We start from the raw sequence: 21,516 nt of genomic DNA on the forward strand, positions 1-21,516 counted from the left end.
GACCTCCATGGTCACCCACGATGAGTCCCGTTACAAGTCGTGCACCTATGCAGTTCATGGAGGTTTTCATCGTGTCCGAGGCCAGGGCTCAAGCCGCCGCATCCACTACACCACGCTCCCGCTGGGCGTCCCTCGCCGTGCTGTCCTCGGGCCTCCTGATGACGATCATCGACGGCAATATCGTGACCGTCGCGATGCCCGCCATCCAGAGCGATCTCGGCTTCTCAGCGCCGGGCCTCGCCTGGGTGGTGAACGCCTACCTCATCGCCTTCGGCGGTCTGCTCCTCCTCGCGGGGCGGCTCGGCGATCTCATCGGCCGCAAGCGGATGTTCGTCTGGGGCCTCGCCGTGTTCACGGCGGCGTCCGTGCTGTGCGGAGTGGCCACGGACCAGGGGCTGCTGATCGCGGCACGCGCCGTGCAGGGGGTCGGCGGGGCGATGACATCGGCCGTCGTACTCAGTATGCTCGTCGCCCTCTTCCCCGAGCCGCGCGAACAGGCCAAGGCCATCGCGGTGTTCAGCGCGGTCGGCGCGGCGGGCGGCGCGCTCGGCACGTTCCTCGGCGGCGCGCTCACCGAGACCCTCAGCTGGCACTGGATCTTCCTGATCAATCTGCCGATCGGAGCCGCCGCGCTCGTCGCCGCGCTGCGCATCCTGGCGAACGACCGCGGCACGGGCCTCGCCGAGGGCGCGGACTATCCGGGTGCGGCGCTCGTCACCGGCGCGCTGATGCTCACCGTCTACACGATCGTCAGCTCCGCCGGACACGGAGCGCCCGCCACCCTCGTCCTCGCCGCCCTCTCCCTCGTCCTGTACGCCGCCTTCGCCGTACGCCAGGCCCGCACGGCCCGGCCGCTCCTCCGACTGCGCGTCTTTCGCTCCCGCACGCTGACCGGCGCCAACGCGGTGCAGATCATGATGATCGCCGGGATGTACGGCTTCCAGTACATCGGCGCCCTCTACTTCCAACGCGTGCTCGGCTACGGCGAGTTGAAGACCGGCTTCGCGTTCCTGCCCGCACCCATCGCCATCGGCGTCCTGATGCTGGGCCTGTCCGCCAAGGTGATCGGCCGCTTCGGCCCGTACCGCGCGCTGCTCGCGGGCCTCGTCCTCATCACGGCCGGGCTCGCCCTGCTCGGCCGCCTGCCCACCGAGGGTTCGTACGCCGTCGATGTGCTGCCCCCGATGCTGCTGCTCGGCGCCGGTTTCGCCGCCGCGATGCCCGCGGTGACGGGGCTCGCGATGTCCGGGGCCCGCCCGGAGGACGCGGGTCTGGCCTCCGGTCTCTTCAACACCACGCAGATGGTGGGCGGCGCATTGGGCCTCTCCCTGCTGACCACGCTGGCGGCGAGCCGTACGGAGGGGCTGCTCGCGGACGGCGAGCGGACCCTGGCGGCCACCGCCGACGGCTACCGCTTCGCCTTCTGGGTGGCCACGGGAATCGCGGCGGCGGGCTTCGCCCTGGCGGCGACGCTGCTCCGGCCGGAGCGCGGGACGGCTGCCGCCTCCGCCAAGGGGGAGCAGCGCGAGCCGACGATGGTGTGAAACACCCCTTGGGCCAGTTCAGGGACATCACTTGCCTCACGGCGGCCGGGCCACTACGGTCCGGCCAGCGTGAATCTACGCGCGTCGCACATCGAGTGAGAGGCCCCTGACCATGCGTAAGACCGTCCTGACCGCAATCGCCGCTCTCGGCACGGGAGCTGCCGTGGCGCTCAGCGCCGGCCTGTCCACGGCTCAGCCGAAGGCGGCCCCGGCGGCACCGGCCGCACCGGCGGCCGCGTGGCAGCAGGTCGGGGACGACATCAAGTCCGGGATCAGCGGCCTCGCCGTCACCTCGCATTCCGGCGGCGACCGCTTCAGCGCCCTCGTCGTACGCGACAACAAGCGCCCCGGCGAGAACCGCCTCGCCGAAGTCACCTACCGCCCAGGCGCCGACGCCGAGGTGGCGCCGATCGCCTGGCAGGGTGCCGCCGAGCCGATCGACCTGGAGGCCCTCGACCGCGTGCCGGGCACATCGGACGAGTACGTGGCCGTGGCGAGCCGTGGGCTCGCCTACCACCTGAAGGCGGACGCGACGGAGAAGGCGGTCAAGGTCCTCGACATCTCTCCCCTGCCCGCGATCGGTGAAGGCGACGACTACGAGAGCTTCTCGCTGACCTCGCAGAACGGAAAGCTGGCGGCCCTCTGGGCGGACCGTGGCGCGGGCAAGAAGCGTCCGGCGACGGTGCACGCGGCTCCGTTCTCGTTCAACTCCTACGGCGAGGCGGAGTTCGGGAAGGTGGAGAAGACCACGTTCCGCGCACCGTACCCATCGGGCGATGTCCGGCACATCTCGGACATCGACGTGACCAAGTCCGGGCGCGTGCTGGTCAGTTCCGCCTCCGACTCGGGTGACGACGGGCCGTTCGACTCCGCCGTGAGCGATGCGGGCAAGCTGTCCGTCAGTGGCACGGGCAAGGTGCGGCTTTCGCTCGCCAAGTCGCCCGAGCTTCTCAAGAAGTTCAAGGGCCACAAGATCGAGGCCGTGCACTGCGTCCCCGGCTCCCCCAGCGCAGCCCTCGGCACGGACGACGAGAACGCGGGCGGCTCCGTCACCACCAGCCCCCTCTGTGGCTGATCCCCGCACCGGCCGTTCGCCGCTTCCGGCGTAGTACCGGGGCCTCGCGCCCCATACGCCGGTAGAGGCGGACCACCGCCCCGCACTGAAGGGCCATGGACGCCGCCATGGCCAGGCAGATACCCGGCAGCCCCAGGCCCAACAGGGCGTAGGCCAGACCTAGTTGGGCTGCCACTCCGCACGCCGTGATGCGGGCGAGGACCGGACTCCCGCCGGTGCCCTCGAACACCCCGCCCAGCGCGATGAAGCAGGCGAGCAGCATCAAGTACGGGCCCAGGCACCGCAGATAGAGCGCCCCCGCACCGGCCACCTCACCCCCGGCGCCGAAGCCCCGCATGATCCATGGACCGGCGGCGAGCAGCAGCAGCGCGGCCACCAGACCCAGGGCCCCGGCGACGAGCAGCGCCTGCCGCCCGACGGCCCGCCGCTCATCGCGCCCGGAGCCCAGCAGGTGGGCGGTGTGAATGGCGGCGGCCTGGCGTACGGAGTAGAAGGCCATCGTCGCCAGATACATGGCCTTGGTCGCGATTCCGTACGCGGCGACCTCCTCGACGCCGATCCTGGCGACGACCGCGACCAGCGCGAGCGCACCCGTCATGCGGAGTACGAAGTCGGCGGACATCGGCAGGCCCGTCGCCGCCGTTCTGCGCGCGTCGGCGGCCAGGCGCCTCGCGCGGCGTGTGGCCGGTCGGGTGCGGGCCACAGATGGCTGGTCGCGCGGTTCCCCGCGCCCCTGGCGGTACAGCGCCACGAAGCCGCAGATCAGAGACGCCGTCCGGCCGAGGACCGTGGCGATCGCCGCCCCGCGCACGCCGAGTCCGAGGCCGATGATGAGAAGTGGATCGAGTACGAGGATCAGGCCGTTGGCCAGCAGGGCGAGCCGCATCGGCGTACGGGTGTCGCCCGCGCCCTTGAGGATTCCGTCGACGACGTTCGTGGCGAAGTACACGGCCATCCCGGGCAGCGCGATCGCGAAGTAGCCGGTCGCGAGGGCGAGTGCGTCGCCGCCCCCTCCCCCGAGCACCAGTCGGGCCAGCGGCTCCCGGCACAGGTATCCGCCGACGGCCACGACCGGAGTGATCAGCGCCCACAGCGTCCAGCCGCCACGCACGGCGGCCCGTGCCGCCGCCCGGTCGCCCGCCCCTCTGGCCCGCGCGACGAGGACCGTCGCGCCGGACCCGGCCATGAGGATGACGCCGAGCAGCAGGTTCTCGACGTTCGTCGCGACGGCCACCGCGGCGACCGCTTCACCGCCGAGCCGGGCCACCCAGACCATGTTGATGATCCCGGCCGCGACCCCCGCGAGCAGTTCGAAGTAGACCGGGTACGCGAGCGAGACCAGTCTGCGCCGGTGGTCCATCGATGGTCCCCCTCATCCGTTGTACCTCGTTTCGAGGTACAACGGAAAGAGATAGCATCACCGGCACAGGGTGGACAAGAGCACGCGGACGAAGGGGGTTCGGCACATGCTGGAGCTGTCGATTCTGGGGTTCCTCCGCGAGGAGCCCCTCCACGGCTACGAACTCAAGTCCCGTATCCAGGGCCTCAGCGGCCACATCCGCCCGGTGAGTGACGGCGCGCTCTATCCGGCGATCACGCGCCTGGTGAAGGCGGACCTCGTCGAGCAGCGCACCGAGCCGGGCAAGAGTGCCGCGCCGCGCCGCATCCTCTCCCTCACCGAGACCGGGCGCTACGACCTGCTCGCCCGGCTACGGGAACCCAAAGACGCCGACATCACCGATGGCCAGCGCTTCTTCACCCTGCTCGCCTTCCTGCGACACCTCCGCGCCCCCTCCGAACAGGCCGCCGTACTCCGCCGCCGCCAGGCCTTCCTCAACACCCCGGCGAGCTTCTTCTACCGAGACGGCAAGCCGGTGACGGCGGAGGAAGCTCCCGATCTCTTCCGCCAGGGCATGCTGCGGATCGCCCGCGCCACCAGCACCGAAGAGAAGAAGTGGCTGACCGAGGCGATCAGCGCCCTGGAGCAGTGACGTCGGCCCACACGGTCTTCCCGATGTCCCGCCCGACCACGCCCCACTCCTTGGCAAGTGCCGCCACGATCACGAGGCCCCGGCCCGACTCCCCCTCGGGCGCCGGGCGTTCGGGTTCCTGCGGAGGTCTGCGCTCGGCCAGCGTGTCGGACACCTCGACACGGAGCGTGTGCGCGTGGCACGTCAGGCGGAGCTCGAAGTCACGGCCGGGTACGCGACCGTGGGTCACGGCGTTCGCCGCGAGCTCGGCGACGATGGCCTCGACGGAGTCGGAGAGCTCACTGTCGTACGGGATGCCCCAGCCGTCCAGGTGATACCTGGTCAGCCTGCGTGCGAGACGGGCGCCTCGGGGCGTCGAACTGAGGCGCTGGGTGAATTCCCGTAGGGGGGTGGCGGGTTGGGTCTGGGTCGGCATGGGGTCAACGGTGGTCGTGCGGCAACTCGTACACCAGGCGCGCAACTCGTACGGTCCGTAATTGTACGAGCGCGGAGGGTGGACGGTACGAGTAGCTGTCCGTAACCATGGGCGCGTTGGCGGGGATCAGCAATCAAGCGTCAGAGGTGACCGTGATGTCGTCAAGTACGTCGGGCAGCAGCGAGCCCGAACCGTCCGATGGGCTCAAGGCTTTCGGGGCGGTCCTCAAGAGCTTCCGCAAACGGGCCGGGAGAACACAGGAGGAACTCGCGCCCGAGATCGGCTACTCCGTACACTTCCTCGCCTCGGTCGAACAGGGCAGGCGGTATCCGCCGCCTCGGTTCGTCGACCAGTGCGAGGCGGCACTCGACGCCTTCGGCACGCTGCGGATGACCGCGAACCAGCTGACGCGTCAGCCGGGCATCGCCTCGTGGTTCAGGCTGTGGGCCAAGCTGGAGCAGGAGGCGACCTGCCTGCACACGTACGAATCCCGGCTGATGCCAGGTCTGTTGCAGACGGAGGCCTACGCGCGGACGCTGTTCGACGCCAGGGTCCCGCTACTGTCGGACGAGGCCCTGGAGAACCAGGTGGCCGCCCGCATGCAACGCCAGGTACTGCTGCGGGACCGGCCGAACACCGCGTACAGCTTCATCATCGACGAGCACATCTTCCTGCGGCGCACCGGCGGGGCAGAGGTCACGCGCGAGCTCATCGATCACGTACTGGAGGCCACCGCGCCCCGGAATATCGATCTGCAGATCATGCCTCTGACGCAGAGCGTCCATGCAGGGATGAACGGGCCGATCCGCCTCCTGGAGACGCTGGAGAACAGGTGGTTCGGCTACTGCGAGGGCCAGGAGAACGGCCAGTTCGTGACCGACCCGAAAGTGATCAGCACCCTCCAGACCCGGTATGCGAAACTGCTGTCGCAGGCCCTCCGCCCCGCAGAGTCCGTGGGCCTGCTGGAGCGACTGCGAGGAGCGCTATGAGCACGACGGAACTGGCCTGGTTCAAGAGCAGTTACAGCGGCGACTCCAGCGGAGACTGCGTAGAAGTCGCCCACGACTGGCGCAAGTCCAGCTACAGCGGCGACGACAGCGGTGACTGCCTAGAATTCGCCCCCTGCCCCACCACCATCCACGTACGCGACTCAAAGAACCCGGCAGGCCCCCAACTCGCCCTGGAGCCCCGCGCCTGGGCGGAGTTCGTGTCCTACGCCCAGGCGCGGAGCTGACCTAGCGCGCGTACAACTGCGAGGCAGGGATGATCTGCTGCTCCTGGCCGGGGCTCGACCACAGGAGTTTCATGTGCGCCTCGCCCGTGTTCTCGGCGTAGTCGATCCTGACGGCGTGCCGCGTGCCCGCCGTCAGATTCACCTGGGCCTTGTCGATCTTCGCCTCGTGGGGCGTCCACGAGTCGATGACGAGCTTGCCGTCGATCCACACCCGCGCCATGTCGTCCGAGATGGTCGTCAGCGTGTACGTCTCCGAGCGGCGCGGCTCAAGCGTGCCCGTCCAGCGGATGCTGAACTTGTCGGAGGGGATGCTCGCCGCCGGTGAACCCTCGTACTTCCAGGCGTGGTTGAGGGTGGGGTCGGTGCGGGTGATCTTCGGGGTGCCGCTCAGGTCCGCGTTGTCGAAGATCTCCTGCTTCAGGCCCTTGCCCTTGCCGGGGCGGGCGGTCGGGCCCGGATCGACCTTCAGCTCGATGACCGTGGCGGTGTCGTTGGTCGCGGCGCCGGACGGCTTCAGGTCGAACCCGTCACCGGACTTGGTGACCGTCACCTTCTGGTCGCTGCCGAGGACCCGCGCCGATGTGACCTTGAAGTCCGTACGCGCCTTCAGGTGCAGGGCGGCGCCGGACGCGGGCCACTGGGTGACCGCCGCGTAGAGCTTGTCGCCCTTGCGGCTGACCGAACCCCAGGACGGCTCCTCGACGAGGCCGCCGTAGCGGGCGCCGAAGACCGCGTTGCCCTGGCCCGACGTACGCAGCCAGTCGCCCATCTGCTTCAGGCGGTCGACGGAGGGCTGTGGGATGCGTCCGCGGGCGTCCGGGCCCACGTTCAGGAGGTAGTTGCCACTGCGGGACGTCGTGGAGAGGAGGTTGCGGACCAGGGTGCCGGACGACTTCCAGTTGGTGTCGTAACGGGCGAAGCCCCAGTGGCCGTTGAGGGTCATGCAGGATTCCCAGAGCTGGCCGTCGACCGGGGCGCCGGGGATCTCCTGCTCGGGGGTGCCGTAGTCGCCGTCGACCACGCGGCGTTTGCCGACGCGGTTGTTGATGATCAGGTCCGGGTCGAGGTCGCGGAGGTAGGCCTCCAGCTTCTCGCCGTCCTTCGACGTCCAGGGGTTGTGGGGCTTGTCGGTGTCCCACTCGCCGTCGAACCAGAGGAGCGCCGGGTCGTAGTTGTCGACCAGCTCCTTGAGCTGGGCGCGCATCCGCTTCTCGTACTTGGGGAAGGTGGCCGGGTCCGGGAAGTCCGGGTCGTGCCAGTCCCAGATCGAGTAGTAGAAGCCGAGCTTGATGCCCGCGTCGTCGGAGGCCTTCTTCAACTCGGCGAGGATGTCGCGCTTCTTGTCGAAGGAGGAGTGGTCGCGCAGGTTCCAGTCGTTGACCTTCGTGGGCCACATCGCGTACCCCTCATGGTGCTTCGAGGTGATGACGATGTAGCGCATTCCGGCGTCCTTGGCCGCCTTCACTACGGCCTTGGCGTCGAAGTCGGCCGGGTTGAATGTCGCGGCCTGCTTCTCGTACTCGGCCTTCGGGATGTCGCACTCGCGCTGGATCCACTCGGCGTCACGGCACACGGAGCCGTCGGCTTTCTTGTACTCGCCCTCCAGGTTGGAGTACGCGCCGAAGTGGATGAACATGCCGAAGCGGTCCTGGCGGAACCAGTTGGTGCGGTCGGCGGTGAAGGGGTCGTCGGTGGCGTGGTCGGTTCCCGGCCCTGTGGCGGCGGGGGGCTCGGCAGCGGGGGCTGCGGGCGCGGTGGCCGCGGCGGCCGGCGGTTCCGTGGGCGCCGCGACCGCGGCGGGGACGGCGGTCGCGCCGAGGGCCGAGGCCAGGAGCAGGGCGATCCCGGCGACTCTTCGCCGAGTGCGGCTGGACTGTGTGCGCATGGAGACGGCTCCCTGAGGTTGAGGGGTCGCAGGGGAACGTAGGGTTGAATACATCCGATGTCAATGCGCCCAACGGAGTCTGATGGGGCGGATGTTGGCTGGTTCATGGGACATCGATCCGATGACTGGCGACGAACGGCGACGACCGGTGATGAACGGCGGCGACTAGCGACGACTGGCGATCACGGAGCAGCCTGTCGGACCCGCGGTGCAGCCTGTCGGACCCGCGGTGCAGCCTGTCGGACCCGCCGTGCCGCCTCCGTCGCCCGCTCCCTTACGGAGTACAAGCAAATCCCGATCACACACGAAAGGAACACACGCCTCCGAAAAAGCACCGAGTGAAGCCGCCCTGAATATTGACTATTTACCGGAAGAGGGATTGGGCGGCTGGTGTAGCATCGATTCCGGCAGATAATTCGTCGACGATGAAAATCAGCCAACGGGGGCAAGGCGCACAAGGGTTGATGTCCCCATGTTCTGATCTTTCACAGTCGTGAATGCGGAACCCAGGGGGATGTCAGTGTCAGCGATAAAGATCCTGCTCGTCGACAGCGAAAAACTGGTGCTCGAAGGATTCCGTAAGCTGCTCGACGGCTTTACGGAATTCTCCGTGGTGTCCATAGCCCACGACGCCGCATCGGCAGTGGAGCACTTACGCAGGCACCGCCCGCAGATCGTCGTGATGGGGCCCGGCGTACCGGGCACGGGTGGTGTGGACGCGACCCGGGCCATTCGCCGGGAGTCCGGCCACGTACGGATCGTCATCCTCTCCTCCAACCAACAGCCGGTCTATATGCGGGAGGCATTCGTGGCCGGAGCCAACGCGTATCTCTCCCGCAGCATCGACGCGGACGAACTGCGCGCGACGCTCCTGGCCGTGCACCGCGACGGAGCCGCGTTCTCAGCGGCCACCGCGGGGCCGATCCTCCAGCTCATGTCCGGCAGTTACCGCGGCGACGACTCCCCCCTCGCGATGCTCACCGAGCGCGAGCGGCAGATCCTGTCCCTGGTGGCCGACGACCAGGAGACCGACTGCATCGCCACTCATCTCGGCATCCGCCCCAAGACCGTGCGCAACTACCTCAGCCGCATCTACGCCAAGCTCGGCACGCCGGGTCGCGTACAGACCGCGCTCTACGCGAAGCGCTCCCTGGGCGGCCAGGGAAGCTTCGCGACCCACCCATGACATCGCCGTGGGTACGCCTTGTCGCTCCAGGTCTAATTTCGATACGCTCTTAGTAGCGTATTTAAATTGAATCACGTACGAGGAGACATCCCGCACGAGGAGATGAGGAGGCGCGTCATGGCATCGACGGCATCGAACCGCTGGTGGACACTGGGCGTCGTATGCGTCGCCAGCTTCATGATCCTGCTCGATGTGACCATCGTGAACATCGCGCTCGCCGAGATCGAGGCGGCCCTCGACGCCACGCTCACCGATCTCCAGTGGGTGGTCGCCGCGTACGCCGTCGCCCTCTCGTCGGCCCTCCTGACCGCGGGCTCCCTCGCCGACCGGTTCGGCCGGTGCGCGGTCTTCTCCTGGGGCATGGCCGTGTTCACGCTCGCCTCGCTGCTGTGCGGAGTGGCCCAGGACCCGATGGTGCTCATCCTGGCGCGCGTACTCCAGGGCGTCGGCGGTGCCGCGCTGCTCGCCACCTCCCTCGCGCTGCTCGCCGCGGCGTACCCGGAGACCAAGGACCGGCAACGCGCCCTCGGTGTCTGGGGAGCGGTCAGCGGGGCCGCGCTCGCCGTGGGGCCGCTCGCGGGAGGCTCCCTGGTGGAGGCCGCGGGCTGGCGGTGGATCTTCCTGGTCAACCTGCCGGTCGGCGTGCTCGCCCTGATCACCACCGCACTGCGGGTCACCGAGTCGAAGGCGCCGTACGCGGCACGCATCGACTGGCCGGGCTTCGTCACGCTCGGCACCGCTCTGGGCTCGCTCTCCTTCGCCCTCCTCCGCTCCAACGAGGAGGGCTGGGACAGCACACAGGTCCTGGGCGGCTTCGTGCTGTCCGCGGTCGCCATGACGGCCTTCGTCCTGGTCGAACGCTCCCGGCGCGACCCCATGCTCCCGGGCGGCGTCTTCGGCAAGGTCACCACCACGGGCGCCGCGGTGGGGGTCCTGGTGATGAGCTCGACGGCGTTCGCGCTGCTGCTCTACCTGACGCTGTATCTCCAGACGGTCCTCGGCCTCGAACCGCTGGAGGCGGGCCTTCGGCTGCTCCCCCTCACGCTCTCCGTCTTCATCTCCTCCGCCCTCGCGGCCCGCGCGGGCGCCGTGCTCCCGCTCCGCTGGCTCATCTCCGGCGGGCTCGCCTGCATCGGCGTGGGGCTGCTCCTGATGGGCGGCATCGACGTCAAGGACGACTGGAGCACCCTGCTCGCCGGGCAGTTGGTGACCGGCTTCGGCGTCGGCCTCGTCAACCCGAACGTGGTCGCGGCCGCGATGGGCGCGGTCGAACCCGCGCGGGCCGGAGTCGCGTCCGGCCTGAGCAATACGTTCCGCTCGCTCGGCATCGCCGTCGGCGTCGCCTCCCTGGGCGCGGTCTTCGCCGACCGGGTACGGGACGGGGTGCGGGACGCGCTGACCGGTACACCACTCCAGGACCGGGCCACCGAGCTGGCCCACGCCGTGTCGTCGGGGCAGGTGGGCGGTGCGCTGGCCGAACTGCCGTCACAGCAGCGGGGGTTGTTCTCGGAGACGGCACAAGCCGCCTTCATCGAAGGACTGAACTCCATCCTGACCGTCGCGGCGGTGGCGGCCTTCGTCGGAGCGGTCCTGGTGCTTCCCCTCATCCGCGACCGCGACCTCGCCGCCGCGGGGCCGGAGGGCGAGCGGATGCCGGTCGTGGCGGGGTGATGGACAGCCGAGGTCAGTGGCAGTGGCCCGTCGCCCTCAGGCGCGGATCGCGGGCCAGATCGTGTCGAGCACGGTCGCCGCCCAGTCGGCGGGCGCGCTGCCCTGGAGGGCGGTGCGGGCCATGTACGAGCCGGCCATCATGCTGACCACCGTCTCGTAGTCGACGTCCGCACGCAGCTCGCCGTCGTCCACGCCCGCCTGCAACGTCCTGAGCAGGACGTCAAGACGCGGACGCAGCACACCTTCCCGGAAGGCCCGGGTGAATTCGGGGTCCTCGTCGCCGTGCAGGAGAGCGGCGAGCGCACGCAGGCCCACCACTTCTTCCAGGCCGATGCGGAATTGCCCGAGCAATTGAGCCACGCGCTGCCGCACCGGAAGCTCGGCCGAAGGCTCCGGCATGTCCTCTACGAAGGAGAGGGAGGCCCGCAGCAATTCATAGCGGTTCTTGTAACGGCGGTAGATGGTGGTCTTCGCCGAGCCCGAATACTGAGCCACCGCCTCCACCGTGACCCCCTTGGGGCCCCGCTCGCGCAGCAGTTGAAGCGCGGCCGCGACGATTTCCCTCGACACTTCCGCACTGCGGGGGCGACCCGGTGCGGGTCGGGCAATATCTTCCTGAGCCATTTCCGGGAGTATATGTCGAGCCGCCTTGACGGTTACCGCGTTGCGGTGGCCAGTGCCGCGCGGATGGCGTCCTCGCCGACCGGCCGGCCCTTCTCGTTCGAGTACGGCCGGGGATGCCGGTTGCTGGGGGTCGTGAAGTTCGACGGCGGCGGCGATGTAGGGGCACAGAGGGGTGGTGGGGGGATGTCGAAGGCGGCGAGGAGCCGTTCGCGGGGCGTGAGGTCGGTGCGGTCGAACACGCCGGACAGACGGAGAGGGCTGCGCCCGCTGGACGTCGGCGGCCTGAGAATGGCGCACTGGCTGGAAGGAGCGGGCGTGGTCACGGTGGGCCTCGCCCACCACGGGGTGGGGAACTTGGACTTCGCCCTCGGCATCACCGAACTTCCCGTCTGAGTCATCCGAGTTGTCTGAGTCATCTGAGTCAACGGTTGACCGGCTCGCGTTCATCGGCTCGGGAGCGCCACCGCCCTGCACCAGGCCGCCCCCGCGTCGGCGAGCGCGATCGGGAACGCCTGGAAGGTGAACGGTCCCGCCGGAAGCGTGCGCAGCCGGGCGAGGCCCTCGATCTGGATGAACTCCCGTTTCCTGCCGTACAGATGCGTGGGCCAGAGAGTGCCAGGGTCGCGGTTCTCGTAGAAGCTCTCCACCATGGGCCGCGCGGGGCCGTCGAAGCTCCAGCAGTCCGTACCGAGGACCTTCACGCCGAGGTCGAGGAGATGGTCCACGGCCTCGGGGCAGATCGCCGTCGACTCCGTGTAGTACGCGGGTGTGCCCAGGCGGAGATCCGAGTCGGTACGGAACAGCACCACCGTCCCCGGCCCGACCACAGCCGGTCCTGCCGCCAACAGCGCCTCCTTGACCCCGGTGGCCGTCACGCGGCTCCCGCAGTCGCGTACGTCGAGCACGATGCCGGGCCCGCTGAACCACTCCAGCGGCAGGTCCATGACCTTCTTCGCGGGCTTGCCCTCGCACTCGGGTCCGTAGTGGAAGGGCGCGTCCACGTGCGTGCCCTGGTGCACGGACATCCGGTAGAACTCGTTCGACAGGAAGCAGCCGCCCGGCAGATCGCGCTCGCGCAGGCGCCGCCGCCCGGTCAGCCACCGCACGTGGTTGACGAACCGGTCCCTTCTGGTGTCGCCGGGCAACGCCCTTATCCTGCGCGACAGATGACGGATCCCGTCGCGGTGCAGCCACTGCTCGAACTCCACGCCGGGTGACCGGCGGCTGATGGGGATGCTCAGGTCGACGTACATGAATCCGGCTCCTTGTCGTTGGCGGCTCAGTCGTTGGCCGCGTACGGAATCCACGGCGGCACATCCCGCCGGTACGCGGCGTACTCCTCGCCGAAGGCCTTCAGGAGGCTCGGCTCCTCGACCCGCCGCGCGGTCGCGTACGACACGGCCAGGACGATCGCCGCGAACGCGAGCACGGAGGGGGCGGACCACAGCAGCGACTCGCCCGCGAGGAGGAGCGCCATCCCGGCCGCCATCGGGTTCCTGATCACCCGGTACCAGCCCGCGCGCACCAGGTGGTCCGGCGGCCGGTCCCCCAGTGGGGTGCGCTGGCGCAGATAGACCCGGTCCACGGCATCCGCGGTCATCCAGACGCCGAGCAGGGCGAGTACGACACCGGGCACCATCCGTGACCAGGCCGGACCCGGCACGTCGGGGCCCGGCAGCCACAGGCCGAGAGCCGTCGGTGCGAGTCCCGCCGTCACCAGCGGGATGAGCAGCGGGCCCGGCCGCAGCAGACGCCCGCCGCCCGCAAGCCCGCGGCGCGTCATGAGGCGTCCGCGAGTACGGGGCGGACCGCGGCCGCCGCCCGGTGGCCGTACGCGACGCGGATCCGGGTGAGCAGCGCGCGTACGTCCATCGGATACTCCTGCGGGCCAGCCGACTCCAGGGCGAACGAGGCCAGGGCGCAGCCCAGTTGGGCTGCCCCCTCCGGAGGCGCACCACGTGCGATGCCCGCGAGCAGCCCGGCCCGCAGCGCATGCCTGGCCCCAACTGATCCGGTCACTGATTGGGCCACCGATTCGGTCACTGATTCGACCGCGGGCACGAGGCACGGCTCGTGCCCGGCCCGCTCGATCCGGACCCCGGCCGCTCCCAGCGTGGTCACCCACGTCCTGACCTGGTCGAGGACGTGGGCGGTGGTCCAGCCGGTCGACTCTTTGATCATCGTGGACTCGTATTCGTCGGTGAAGAGCCAACTGGCCCCTCCGATCAGACACTTGACGTCCTTCCTGGCCATCCCGGCGAGCTGCCGGGCAGGGTCGGCGGCGAACGGCACCCCCAGCGCGCGGCACTCCTCGGTGTGCCGGTGCATCGCGGCGGGGTCGTTCGCCGAGATCATCACCAGGTCGAGCCCGCCCGTGCGGGCCGCCACCGACCGCAGCGAGATGGTGTACGCGGCCCGCGACGCGCCCGGGTGGTACGAGGTGATCCGGTTCAGCTCCGCGTCGGTCGTGCACACGTACTGCGCGGTGCGCTCGCCCGGTACGACGAGGACGGATTCGATGTCGACGCCATGCTGCTTGAGCCACACCTGGTAGTCGGCGAAGTCCCCGCCGACCGCGCCCACCAGGACCGGGGCGAGGCCGATCCTGCCGAGGCCGAAGGCGATGTCGGCGGCAGCACCGCCCCGGCGTGTCGTGATCCGTTCGGCGAGGAAGGCCAGCGAAGCGACGTGCGGCCTGCCCGCCACGGGCCGCTCGGGAAAGCGGCCGGGAAAGGCCATGAGGTGGTCCATCGCGATGACCCCCGTGACGGCGATGGGCACGGGACACTCAGATCCCGGACTCGATCTTCCGCTTGATGCCCGCCTGGTTCTGCCGGGTGTGCAGCTGCATACGCTCCACGACCGTGGGCAGCGGGACATCGAACCCGTCGTCGACCTCGAAGTCCTGGACCCAGGTCATCAGGGTCCCCTCGGGCACTTCCTGGTAGCTCCACTTGAGGTGCATGTAGCGGAACGGGAAGAGCGGGTCGCGCCGCTCGGCGACCGCCGTGAGTTCACGGTGGTCCAGGAGCCGCCAGGAAGTCCAGCTGGAACCCTCGGGGTTGGTCAGCTCGAAGACGATCTCGGTCCAGCGCCCTTCCCGCTCCTCCGACACCACTTTCGCCTTGCTGTACTCGTCGAAGATGTCGGGCCAGCGGCCGATGTCGTTGGTGATGTCGAAGACATGCTGGGTGCCGGCGGCGATGACGATGCTGTTCTCGATCCTCGGCATGATCTCAGCCCCTCGCCGCGACGGCGCCCGCGGACAGCAGGCGCTCCACGCAGTCGACGAGGTCGCGGAAGGTCGCGAAGCCGCCTTCGGCGTCGGCGTCGACGCTGATGCCGAAGTGCTGCTCCAGTGCGACGATCACTTCCACGAGCTCGGTCGAGTCGATGTCGAGGTCCGCGGCGAGGCGCTGGCCGTCGGAAAGCTCCTCGCTCTCGAAGCCCGCACCGCGCATGACGGTGACCACGTTCTCTCGTACGTCCATGTAACTCACGTAATCCTTCGGATAGTTGCTGGAGTCGTGCTGTCTCACCGGGGTTGTGCTGTCTCAGTCGGCGACGGCGATCGCGATGGCCACGCCCGCCTCGTGCGTGATGCTCAGGTGCAGACCGCTGTACGAAGCGAGCCTGAAGGCCTCTTCGGCCCGGCCCCTGAAGCGCGGCAGCGGTGCGCCCGACGCCTCGCGGCAGATCTCCACGTCCAGCCAGCCGCAGCCTTCGCCGTATCCGCCGAGTGCCTTGCGCACGGCCTCCTTGGCCGCGATCCGGCCTGCCATGCAGGACGCCCGGTAGCGCGCCGACCTGCCTTCGCACAGGGCCTGTTCGTGGACGGTGAAGAGGCGGTCGAGCAGGCGCTGTCCGCGCCGCTCCACCATGGCGCGCAGCCGCTCGACGTCGACGACGTCGATGCCTACGGCGCGCACCCCGAGCGACGCGGGCAGGGCCGCCCCGGCGGTCAGCACTTCAGCAGCGGTCAACGCTTCAGGAGCAGACATGCGTTGACACCTCCCAGACCGCGGGAGACCACCAGCGTGTGCTCCCATCCGGGTGCGGGCCGCGCTTCCTGGCGCACCAGGTCCAGGTCGATCCCGGGTGCGGTCCTTTCCAGGTTCACAGTCGGCGGTACGAGTCCCGCGCGCATCGCCCGCAGAGCGAGCGCCGCGTCGGCGGGCGCCGCCGCTCCCAGGAGGTGCCCGAACCCCGACTTGGGTGCGGTGACGGGGAGTTGGGTCGCCGCGTGGCCGAAAGCCTCGTGCAGTGCGTAGCCCTCGGTGACATCCTCGAAGGGGATGCCCGAGCCGTGCGCGAAGACCGCGCCGAGGTCGCCGCCGGTGATCCCGGCGCGTTCGGTGGCGGTCCGCATGGCGCGGCCGAGTACCTGCCCGGTCGGTTCGACGGTGTAGTACGGCATGTAGCCGTCGGTGCTGACGCCCCAGCCGGCCAGTTCGCCGAGGATGGTGGCGCCGCGCCGTTCGGCGTGCTCGCGGAGCTCCATCACCAGGAAGACCGCGCCCTCACCGAAGACGCTGCCGCCGTGGCCCGCGTCGAAGGGCCGGTACAGCTCGTGCGGGGCGAGGGAGGCACGGGACTTGGCGCCGAGACCGCTGGTCTCCACGCAGAGCCAGCCGTACGGCGAGAGGGGTGCCTCCACCCCTCCGGCGACGATCACGTCGGCCCGGCCGCGAAGGAGCGACTCGGCGCCGCCGATCAGCGCGTACGCGCCGCTTGCCCGGTCGGCGACGAACGTACGCGCCGGGCCCTTGATGCCCTGGTCGATGCAGATGTTGCCCTGCGGGGCGGCCGGGAACCAGGCGGTCGCCTGGTAGGGGCTGACCGCGCGCGGCCCGTCCGTCCACAGGCGGCGCAGCTCGCGCTCGGCGAACTCCCAGCCGCCCAGGACGTTGCCGACCATGACGCCGGTCCGTTCGGGGGCGACCTCACTGCCCACCGTGACCCCGGCGTCCTTCAGAGCCTGGCGCACGGCGTGCACGGACAGATGAGTGAAGCGGTCGGTGCGCTTGACGAAGCGGGACGGCAGTTCGACGTTCGCGTCGAAGTCTGCCTGGCCCGCCGCGTCGGTGGCGTACTCGGAGGCGTCGAAGCGGTCGATGGCGGTGATCTGCGGGGTGCCTTCGCGCGCGCTGTCCCAGAGGGATTCGATGCCCTCGCCCGCCGGGGTGCGCGCGCCGATGCCGGTGATGACGACACTCATGGGGGCGCTCATGAGGACGCCCCTTCCGGTACGACTTCCTGTACGACTTCCCGTACGGCACGGGCGACCATGGCCGCGTGCAGTCCCGCGAATCCGCTGGCGCCCTTGAGGATCGTCTCGCCGTCCCAGGGGCGGCCGACGCCGGGTACGTAGTCGAGATCGCAGGTCGGGTCGGGGTTCTCGTAGTTGGCCGTGGGGTGCACGAAGGAGTGCTTGCAGGCCAGTGCGCAGAGCACGATCTCCATGGCGCTCGCCGCGGCGAGCGCGTGGCCGAGCATGGACTTCGCGGAGTTCACCGGGATGGCGTGGGCGCGCTCGCCGAGGGCGAGCTTGAGTGCGCTGGTCTCGCACGTGTCGTTCTGCGGCGTAGAGCTGCCGTGCGAGCTGACGTGGTCGATCTCGTCGGGGCGCAGGCCCGCCTCCTCGATGGCCTGGGTCATGGAGCGGGTCAGATCGGCGCCGTCCGAGAGCAGGTCGGTCATGTGGGCGGCGTTGGAGGTGTGCGAGAAGCCGTTGATCGTCATGTACGGGGTCGCGCCGCGACGCTCGGCGTGTTCGCGCGACTCCATGACGAGGACTCCACAGCCCTCGCCGAGTACGAAGCCGTCGCGGCCCGCGTCATACGGGCGTGAGGCCGCCTCCGGGCGGTCCATATGGGCGCGCGAGAGGCAGTTGATGATCTCGAAGGACGCCACGGTCACCGGCGTGATCGGTGCCTCGGTGGCCCCGGCGATCATCACGTCGGCGTCGCCGTGGCGGATCGCGTCATAGGCGTGGCCGACCGCGTCGACACCGCCGATGCAGCCCGTGGACAAGGTCACGCACGGCCCCTGCATACCGAACAGCGCGGAGAGGATCGTCCCCGGGGTGTTCGACATCGAGGCGAGGTACAGGTCGCGGCCCGCCTTGGCCGGGTCGATGGGCTTGCGGCCCCCGTCCGTGACCCGGAGGAACTCCTCCTCCATCTTCGGGGTGCCGCAGATCGCCGTGGAGAGCGAGATCCCGGCGCGCTCGGCGTCGTATCCGCCCTGCTCGAGTCCCGCGTCACGGACGGCCTGGAAGGCTGCCGCGACGGCGAACTGCGTGTATCGGTCGAGCCGTTGGACCTCGGGCGGCAGACCCGGTATCTGGTCCTCGAATCCGGAGACCTCGGCGATCGAGTCCGACACGAAGTCGAAGTCACCGAAGAGCGCCGAACTCGTGATGTCGGAGAGGGACTTCGTCACGCTCTTACCGGCGGAGATCGTCTCCCATAACGCCGCTGTTCCTATTCCACCGGGGCTCACAACGCCGAGCCCGGTCACCACCACTTCTCGCACGACTATCGCCTTTCTCCTGTCAGGACTGTGATGAGGCCCGGCGTCACCGACTCCTTGACGGTCACACCGGCTTTCTCCATGAGCGCGCGGTACGCGGCCTCCGGCTCGACCCCGCCCGCCTCGGTGTTCACGAGCAGGCTGAGCCCGATCATCGGGCGGTGCAGGGCGGGCTTCCCCGGCTCCTGGCCCATGACGTCCACGAGCAGCAGAGTGCCGCCGGGGCGCAGCAGCCGGGCGCACTCCGGGACGAGCCGCTCTGCGGTCGCCGGTCCCGCGAAGCGGCTCGCGTGCGCCAGGACGACGGTGTCGAAACAGCCGTCCGGGAAGGGGGCCCTCGCGAAGTCGGCGGGGACCAGGTCGGCTGGGGCGAAGTCGGCGGGAACGAAGCGGAAGCGCTCCGCCACGCCGAACTCCGCCGCCCGCTCGCGAGCCGCGTCGAGCAGCGCCGGATGGTCGTGGGCCACCACCCTCGCCTCGGGATCGGCGGCGGCGAGCGCGATCCCCCACTCCCCCGCGCCGGCCGCGAAGTCGAGGACGCGGCCGGCCTCCGGCAGTGACAGTTCGTCCACCACACGGAAGGCGGTCCGCACGGCGACCGGGAAGATCCCGCAGAACATGCCGGGATACCGCCCCCGGTCCCCGAGCGCCCCCAGCTGACCGTCACCGTGCCCGCCCGAGCGCATGAGCGGCGTCAGGCCCGCCCATTGGTCCCACTCGTCGAGCACCTCGGCGAAGTGGTCGCCGAGATACCCCCGGCCGCCCTCGACCAGATAGGCGCGGGACAGCTCGGTGAGCGTCCAGCTCTCCTCGTCGCCGCCCGCCACCAGGCCCAACTCCTGTAACGCGGCGAGCAGTCCGTGCAGGGCCGCTGTTTCGCAGCCCAGCTCGGCGGCGAGGCCCGACACGTCGCGCGGGCCCCGGCTGAGCCCGGTGAACACGCCAAGTTCCAGGGCCGTGCCAAGGACTCTGGCGCGGGCGAACCCGAAGTTGAGCGCGAGCAACGGGCCGGGGTCGGGGGCGTCTTCGTAGCGCGCGAGTGCGTGTTTGTCGGGCACGTTCACGTTCACGTTCGTCTTCGTCATTGGAGCCTTTACCTGATACTTGGTCACTTAGCAGTCCGGGCCGCTTACTTGGTCGCCTACTTGGTCGCCACGAGAAGTCCCGAGAGCAGCGACACATTGCGGGTCTCGACCTTCCGGAAGCCCGCCTCGTTCACCCAGCCGCGAATGTCGTCCTCGTCGCGGACCTCGCCCTCCTCGGTGTTGACGAGCAGGATCAGGCCGAACAGGTACGGGAAGACGCCGGTCGCCAGGGACGGCATATGGGCGTGCACGAACAGCCGCCCGCCGTCGGGCAGATGGGCGTGGATACGCCGGATCAGATGGGTGGCGCGCTCCGGGCCGTATCCGTCGAGCACGTGCGAGAGCAGGACGGCGTCACTCTCCGGCCAGGGGTCTTCCATGATGTCCGTCGGCCGGACCTCGACCTGGTTCCCGGCCCCGGCCTCCCGCACATTGGCGCGGGTCAGGTCGCATACGGCCGGATAGTCGAGGGAGGTGATCCGCAGCTCGGGGTGGTGCTTCGCCAGGGCGATGGAGTAGTCGCCCGAGCCGCAGCCCAGGTCGATGACGCTGCGCACGTCGTCCAGCGGAACCGTGGCGGCCAGCTTGTCCGCCTGGAGCCGGGAGCTGACCCGCATGGCCTGGATCAGCCGTCCGGTGCCCTCCCGGCCCTCGCCGGCCGCCGCGCCCTGGTCGCGGTATCCCTTCTTCAGGACCCGCTGATTGAGGGACGCGTTCGTACGTACGGCATCTCCCAGGCGGGCGAAGTGGCCGAAGTGCGCGTTCTGGTGCTCGGCGAAACCACCCATGTACTCGGGCCGCCCGGCGATCAGGAAGCGGGCGGCCTCCGGGGTGTTGCCGTACTCCACGCCCTCGGTCCGTACCAGTTCGAGGCCGCGGAGCGCGGTCAGGAGAGCACGGGTGGGGCGCTGTTCGAGCCCAAGGCGCGCGGCCAGTTCCGGCACCGTGCGCGGGCTTTCCTCAAGGGTTTCGAAGACGCCGAGCTCGAGTGCCGTGAACACGGCCTTGGACTGGAGGTAGGCGGTCAGGATGGAGTGGACTCGGGAGGACTCCTCCGTCGGCTGTGCCATCGGCTGTTCCGTCGGCGCACTCACTTGCCGCCCTCCAGAAGGCTCACGTACTCGGGATTCTGTGTGTACTCGTACGGGTCCTCGGAGAGGAACACGTTCCGTACCGGGGGCCGCTCGCACGGCGCGACGACCAGGAACCGGCAGGTCTGGTCAGGTCCCGTGACGAAGCCGTGGGGTTCGTTGCGGGGGATGAAGATGGCGTCGCCGGGGCCGACTTCCTCTGTCTTGCCGAGCTCGGGCATGACGAGCCCCATCGAGCCTTCGAGCACATAGATCTCGTGCTCCCACTCGTGGTAGTGGGGCGGTGTGGAGCCGTTCGGTGACACCTCGAATTCGGTGAGGACGAAGCGGTCGGCGCCGTCCGGCGTGTCGATGAGTTTCCGGTGGGTGGTCTCCTTCGCTCCCGGTTCACGGACTATTTCGGCCTTGACCGTGGTCCTGTGCACACGCTTCATGTGCTGCATTCCTCCGGATGGGGTGGGCGCCATCGAGCGGGCGCCGTTCGCTGGGCGCCTGCACCGTGCGTTCAAGTGCATCCAGTGCTCTCCACTGCTTTCACCGGCGCCGCAATCGAACGTAAGTCAGCTGTGCCGGGCCCATCTATGGGCATGGACCGCCGCTGACGTCGGGACATGGGGCCGGACCGGTCGGGGATATCGGCCCACGGGGGTGGGACAAAGTCCCGAAGGCCGGTACGCTTCGAAAATCGAATCACCCGAAGCAAGGGCAGTACTCAGGAGGAGCGATACCGATGAGCCTCGACGTACGTGACGTACTGGCGCCCGGCGCCCCCGACAAGACCCGGCTCCTGCTCGCGCGGGACGTCGCCTTCCACAGTCCCGTCGCCGACTACTCCGGGCGGGACGACGTGGGGCACCTGTTCTCGAAGATCGGGCAGTGCCTGACCGGGATCGAACCGCTGCGGGAGTTCACCGACTCGGCGCAGGAGCAGCCGAAAGGGCCGCACAGCGTGACCGCCTTCACCGCCCGCGTCGGGGAGGAGTCCGTCTACGGCACGTTCGTGCAACAGGTCGATGAGCAGGGGCAGTTGGTGGAAGCGACCCTGCTGATCCGGCCACTCGGCACACTGACGACCGCCGTTCACCAGATGCGCGACGCGCTCATCGCCGACCCACTGCCGAGTCGGCGCTGACGCTCGGGCCATCTTGACCATGATTCCCGCGCGGTTCATCGTGGGGCGC

24 protein-coding genes and 1 pseudogene are annotated in these 21,516 nt (G+C 69.4%); 9 read left to right on the top strand and 16 right to left on the bottom strand.

Annotated features, from left to right (window positions below; translation table 11 throughout):
- Window positions 1–56: 56 nt before the first annotated feature.
- Together ACGFSB_RS06555 and ACGFSB_RS06560 are read left to right on the top strand one after the other, a co-directional pair.
- Complete coding sequence (locus ACGFSB_RS06555; RefSeq protein ID WP_393394991.1) at window positions 57–1,544, top strand: DHA2 family efflux MFS transporter permease subunit; 1,488 nt, start codon at window positions 57–59, stop codon at window positions 1,542–1,544.
- Between the two features lie 112 nt (window positions 1,545–1,656).
- Entirely contained in the window at window positions 1,657–2,619 is a 963-nt protein-coding gene (locus ACGFSB_RS06560; RefSeq protein WP_393394994.1) for a hypothetical protein, read from the top strand.
- Here the strand turns inward: ACGFSB_RS06560 and ACGFSB_RS06565 are convergent.
- Complete coding sequence (locus ACGFSB_RS06565; RefSeq protein ID WP_393394997.1) at window positions 2,594–3,979, bottom strand: MATE family efflux transporter; 1,386 nt, start codon at window positions 3,977–3,979, stop codon at window positions 2,594–2,596. The genes ACGFSB_RS06560 and ACGFSB_RS06565 overlap by 26 nt on opposite strands.
- Window positions 3,980–4,085: 106 nt before the next feature.
- Between ACGFSB_RS06565 and ACGFSB_RS06570 the strand changes: the two genes are divergently transcribed.
- Entirely contained in the window at window positions 4,086–4,610 is a 525-nt protein-coding gene (locus tag ACGFSB_RS06570; protein WP_393395000.1) for a PadR family transcriptional regulator, read from the top strand.
- Here the strand turns inward: ACGFSB_RS06570 and ACGFSB_RS06575 are convergent.
- On the bottom strand, window positions 4,591–5,025 hold the full coding sequence (locus ACGFSB_RS06575; protein ID WP_393395003.1) for an ATP-binding protein: 435 nt from the start codon (window positions 5,023–5,025) through the stop codon (window positions 4,591–4,593). The two genes, ACGFSB_RS06570 and ACGFSB_RS06575, sit on opposite strands and share 20 nt — an antisense overlap.
- A gap of 155 nt (window positions 5,026–5,180) precedes the next feature.
- On the opposite strand from ACGFSB_RS06575, the gene ACGFSB_RS06580 reads away from it, so the two are divergent.
- Window positions 5,181–6,014, top strand: coding sequence for a Scr1 family TA system antitoxin-like transcriptional regulator (locus tag ACGFSB_RS06580; RefSeq protein ID WP_393395006.1), 834 nt, complete (start codon window positions 5,181–5,183; stop codon window positions 6,012–6,014).
- Complete coding sequence (locus ACGFSB_RS06585) at window positions 6,011–6,259, top strand: DUF397 domain-containing protein (protein WP_393395009.1); 249 nt, start codon at window positions 6,011–6,013, stop codon at window positions 6,257–6,259. The genes ACGFSB_RS06580 and ACGFSB_RS06585 overlap by 4 nt, the downstream gene beginning before the upstream one ends.
- A 1-nt stretch (window position 6,260) precedes the next feature.
- Here ACGFSB_RS06585 and ACGFSB_RS06590 read toward each other — a convergent pair whose 3' ends face one another.
- The gene (locus ACGFSB_RS06590; protein WP_393395012.1) at window positions 6,261–8,144 is read right to left on the bottom strand and encodes an alpha-L-fucosidase; all 1,884 of its coding nucleotides are present in this window, start codon (window positions 8,142–8,144) and stop codon (window positions 6,261–6,263) included.
- Window positions 8,145–8,664: 520 nt separating this feature from the next.
- On the opposite strand from ACGFSB_RS06590, the gene ACGFSB_RS06595 reads away from it, so the two are divergent.
- Both ACGFSB_RS06595 and ACGFSB_RS06600 read left to right on the top strand, forming a co-directional pair.
- Window positions 8,665–9,330: a response regulator gene (locus ACGFSB_RS06595; protein WP_393395015.1), complete on the top strand. Its 666-nt coding sequence runs from the start codon at window positions 8,665–8,667 to the stop codon at window positions 9,328–9,330.
- A 117-nt stretch (window positions 9,331–9,447) separates the two neighbouring features.
- Complete coding sequence (locus ACGFSB_RS06600; protein ID WP_393395018.1) at window positions 9,448–11,001, top strand: MFS transporter; 1,554 nt, start codon at window positions 9,448–9,450, stop codon at window positions 10,999–11,001.
- Between the two features lie 36 nt (window positions 11,002–11,037).
- On the opposite strand, the gene ACGFSB_RS06605 is transcribed toward ACGFSB_RS06600, so the two are convergent.
- Both ACGFSB_RS06605 and ACGFSB_RS06610 read right to left on the bottom strand, forming a co-directional pair.
- Window positions 11,038–11,571, bottom strand: coding sequence for a TetR/AcrR family transcriptional regulator (locus ACGFSB_RS06605; protein WP_393395021.1), 534 nt, complete (start codon window positions 11,569–11,571; stop codon window positions 11,038–11,040).
- A gap of 86 nt (window positions 11,572–11,657) precedes the next feature.
- Window positions 11,658–11,864, bottom strand: coding sequence for a hypothetical protein (locus ACGFSB_RS06610; protein ID WP_393395024.1), 207 nt, complete (start codon window positions 11,862–11,864; stop codon window positions 11,658–11,660).
- Window positions 11,865–11,880: 16 nt separating this feature from the next.
- Here ACGFSB_RS06610 and ACGFSB_RS06615 point away from each other — a divergent pair.
- Window positions 11,881–12,018, top strand: a pseudogene (locus tag ACGFSB_RS06615) (NADP oxidoreductase); the annotation flags it as partial.
- A 50-nt stretch (window positions 12,019–12,068) separates the two neighbouring features.
- On the opposite strand, the gene ACGFSB_RS06620 reads toward ACGFSB_RS06615, so the two are convergent.
- The 11 genes from ACGFSB_RS06620 to ACGFSB_RS06670 are packed head-to-tail and all read right to left on the bottom strand — an operon-like array spanning window position 12,069 to window position 20,769.
- Window positions 12,069–12,878 (bottom strand): cyclase family protein, encoded by an 810-nt coding sequence (locus ACGFSB_RS06620; protein WP_393395027.1) that lies wholly within the window; start codon window positions 12,876–12,878, stop codon window positions 12,069–12,071.
- A 26-nt stretch (window positions 12,879–12,904) separates the two neighbouring features.
- Window positions 12,905–13,408 carry a methyltransferase family protein gene (locus ACGFSB_RS06625; RefSeq protein WP_393395030.1) on the bottom strand — a complete coding sequence of 168 codons (504 nt, stop codon included), beginning with the start codon at window positions 13,406–13,408 and terminating at the stop codon, window positions 12,905–12,907.
- Window positions 13,405–14,406 (bottom strand): PfkB family carbohydrate kinase, encoded by a 1,002-nt coding sequence (locus tag ACGFSB_RS06630; RefSeq protein ID WP_393395033.1) that lies wholly within the window; start codon window positions 14,404–14,406, stop codon window positions 13,405–13,407. Before ACGFSB_RS06630 ends, ACGFSB_RS06625 begins: the two co-directional genes overlap by 4 nt.
- 7 nt (window positions 14,407–14,413) lie before the next feature.
- Window positions 14,414–14,857, bottom strand: coding sequence for an SRPBCC family protein (locus tag ACGFSB_RS06635; RefSeq protein ID WP_393395036.1), 444 nt, complete (start codon window positions 14,855–14,857; stop codon window positions 14,414–14,416).
- A gap of 4 nt (window positions 14,858–14,861) precedes the next feature.
- Complete coding sequence (locus ACGFSB_RS06640; protein WP_393395039.1) at window positions 14,862–15,164, bottom strand: acyl carrier protein; 303 nt, start codon at window positions 15,162–15,164, stop codon at window positions 14,862–14,864.
- 15 nt (window positions 15,165–15,179) lie between these two features.
- Window positions 15,180–15,626, bottom strand: a complete 447-nt coding sequence (gene acpS / locus ACGFSB_RS06645; protein WP_393395041.1) for a holo-ACP synthase — start codon at window positions 15,624–15,626, stop codon at window positions 15,180–15,182.
- Entirely contained in the window at window positions 15,605–16,855 is a 1,251-nt protein-coding gene (locus ACGFSB_RS06650; protein WP_393395044.1) for a beta-ketoacyl-[acyl-carrier-protein] synthase family protein, read from the bottom strand. The genes acpS and ACGFSB_RS06650 overlap by 22 nt, the downstream gene beginning before the upstream one ends.
- Window positions 16,852–18,162 (bottom strand): beta-ketoacyl-[acyl-carrier-protein] synthase family protein, encoded by a 1,311-nt coding sequence (locus ACGFSB_RS06655; protein WP_393395047.1) that lies wholly within the window; start codon window positions 18,160–18,162, stop codon window positions 16,852–16,854. Before ACGFSB_RS06655 ends, ACGFSB_RS06650 begins: the two co-directional genes overlap by 4 nt.
- 2 nt (window positions 18,163–18,164) lie before the next feature.
- Window positions 18,165–19,244: a methyltransferase domain-containing protein gene (locus ACGFSB_RS06660; RefSeq protein WP_393395050.1), complete on the bottom strand. Its 1,080-nt coding sequence runs from the start codon at window positions 19,242–19,244 to the stop codon at window positions 18,165–18,167.
- Between the two features lie 56 nt (window positions 19,245–19,300).
- The gene (locus ACGFSB_RS06665) at window positions 19,301–20,314 is read right to left on the bottom strand and encodes a methyltransferase (RefSeq protein WP_393395052.1); all 1,014 of its coding nucleotides are present in this window, start codon (window positions 20,312–20,314) and stop codon (window positions 19,301–19,303) included.
- Between the two features lie 20 nt (window positions 20,315–20,334).
- Window positions 20,335–20,769 (bottom strand): cupin domain-containing protein, encoded by a 435-nt coding sequence (locus ACGFSB_RS06670; RefSeq protein WP_393395055.1) that lies wholly within the window; start codon window positions 20,767–20,769, stop codon window positions 20,335–20,337.
- A 296-nt stretch (window positions 20,770–21,065) separates the two neighbouring features.
- On the opposite strand from ACGFSB_RS06670, the gene ACGFSB_RS06675 reads away from it, so the two are divergent.
- A complete protein-coding gene (locus ACGFSB_RS06675; RefSeq protein WP_393395057.1) occupies window positions 21,066–21,467 on the top strand; it encodes a hypothetical protein in 402 nt (133 codons plus the stop codon).
- Window positions 21,468–21,516 lie beyond the last annotated feature (49 nt).

The sequence above is a fragment of the Streptomyces sp. NPDC048441 genome, from assembly GCF_043200235.1.
Taxonomy (GTDB): domain Bacteria; phylum Actinomycetota; class Actinomycetes; order Streptomycetales; family Streptomycetaceae; genus Streptomyces.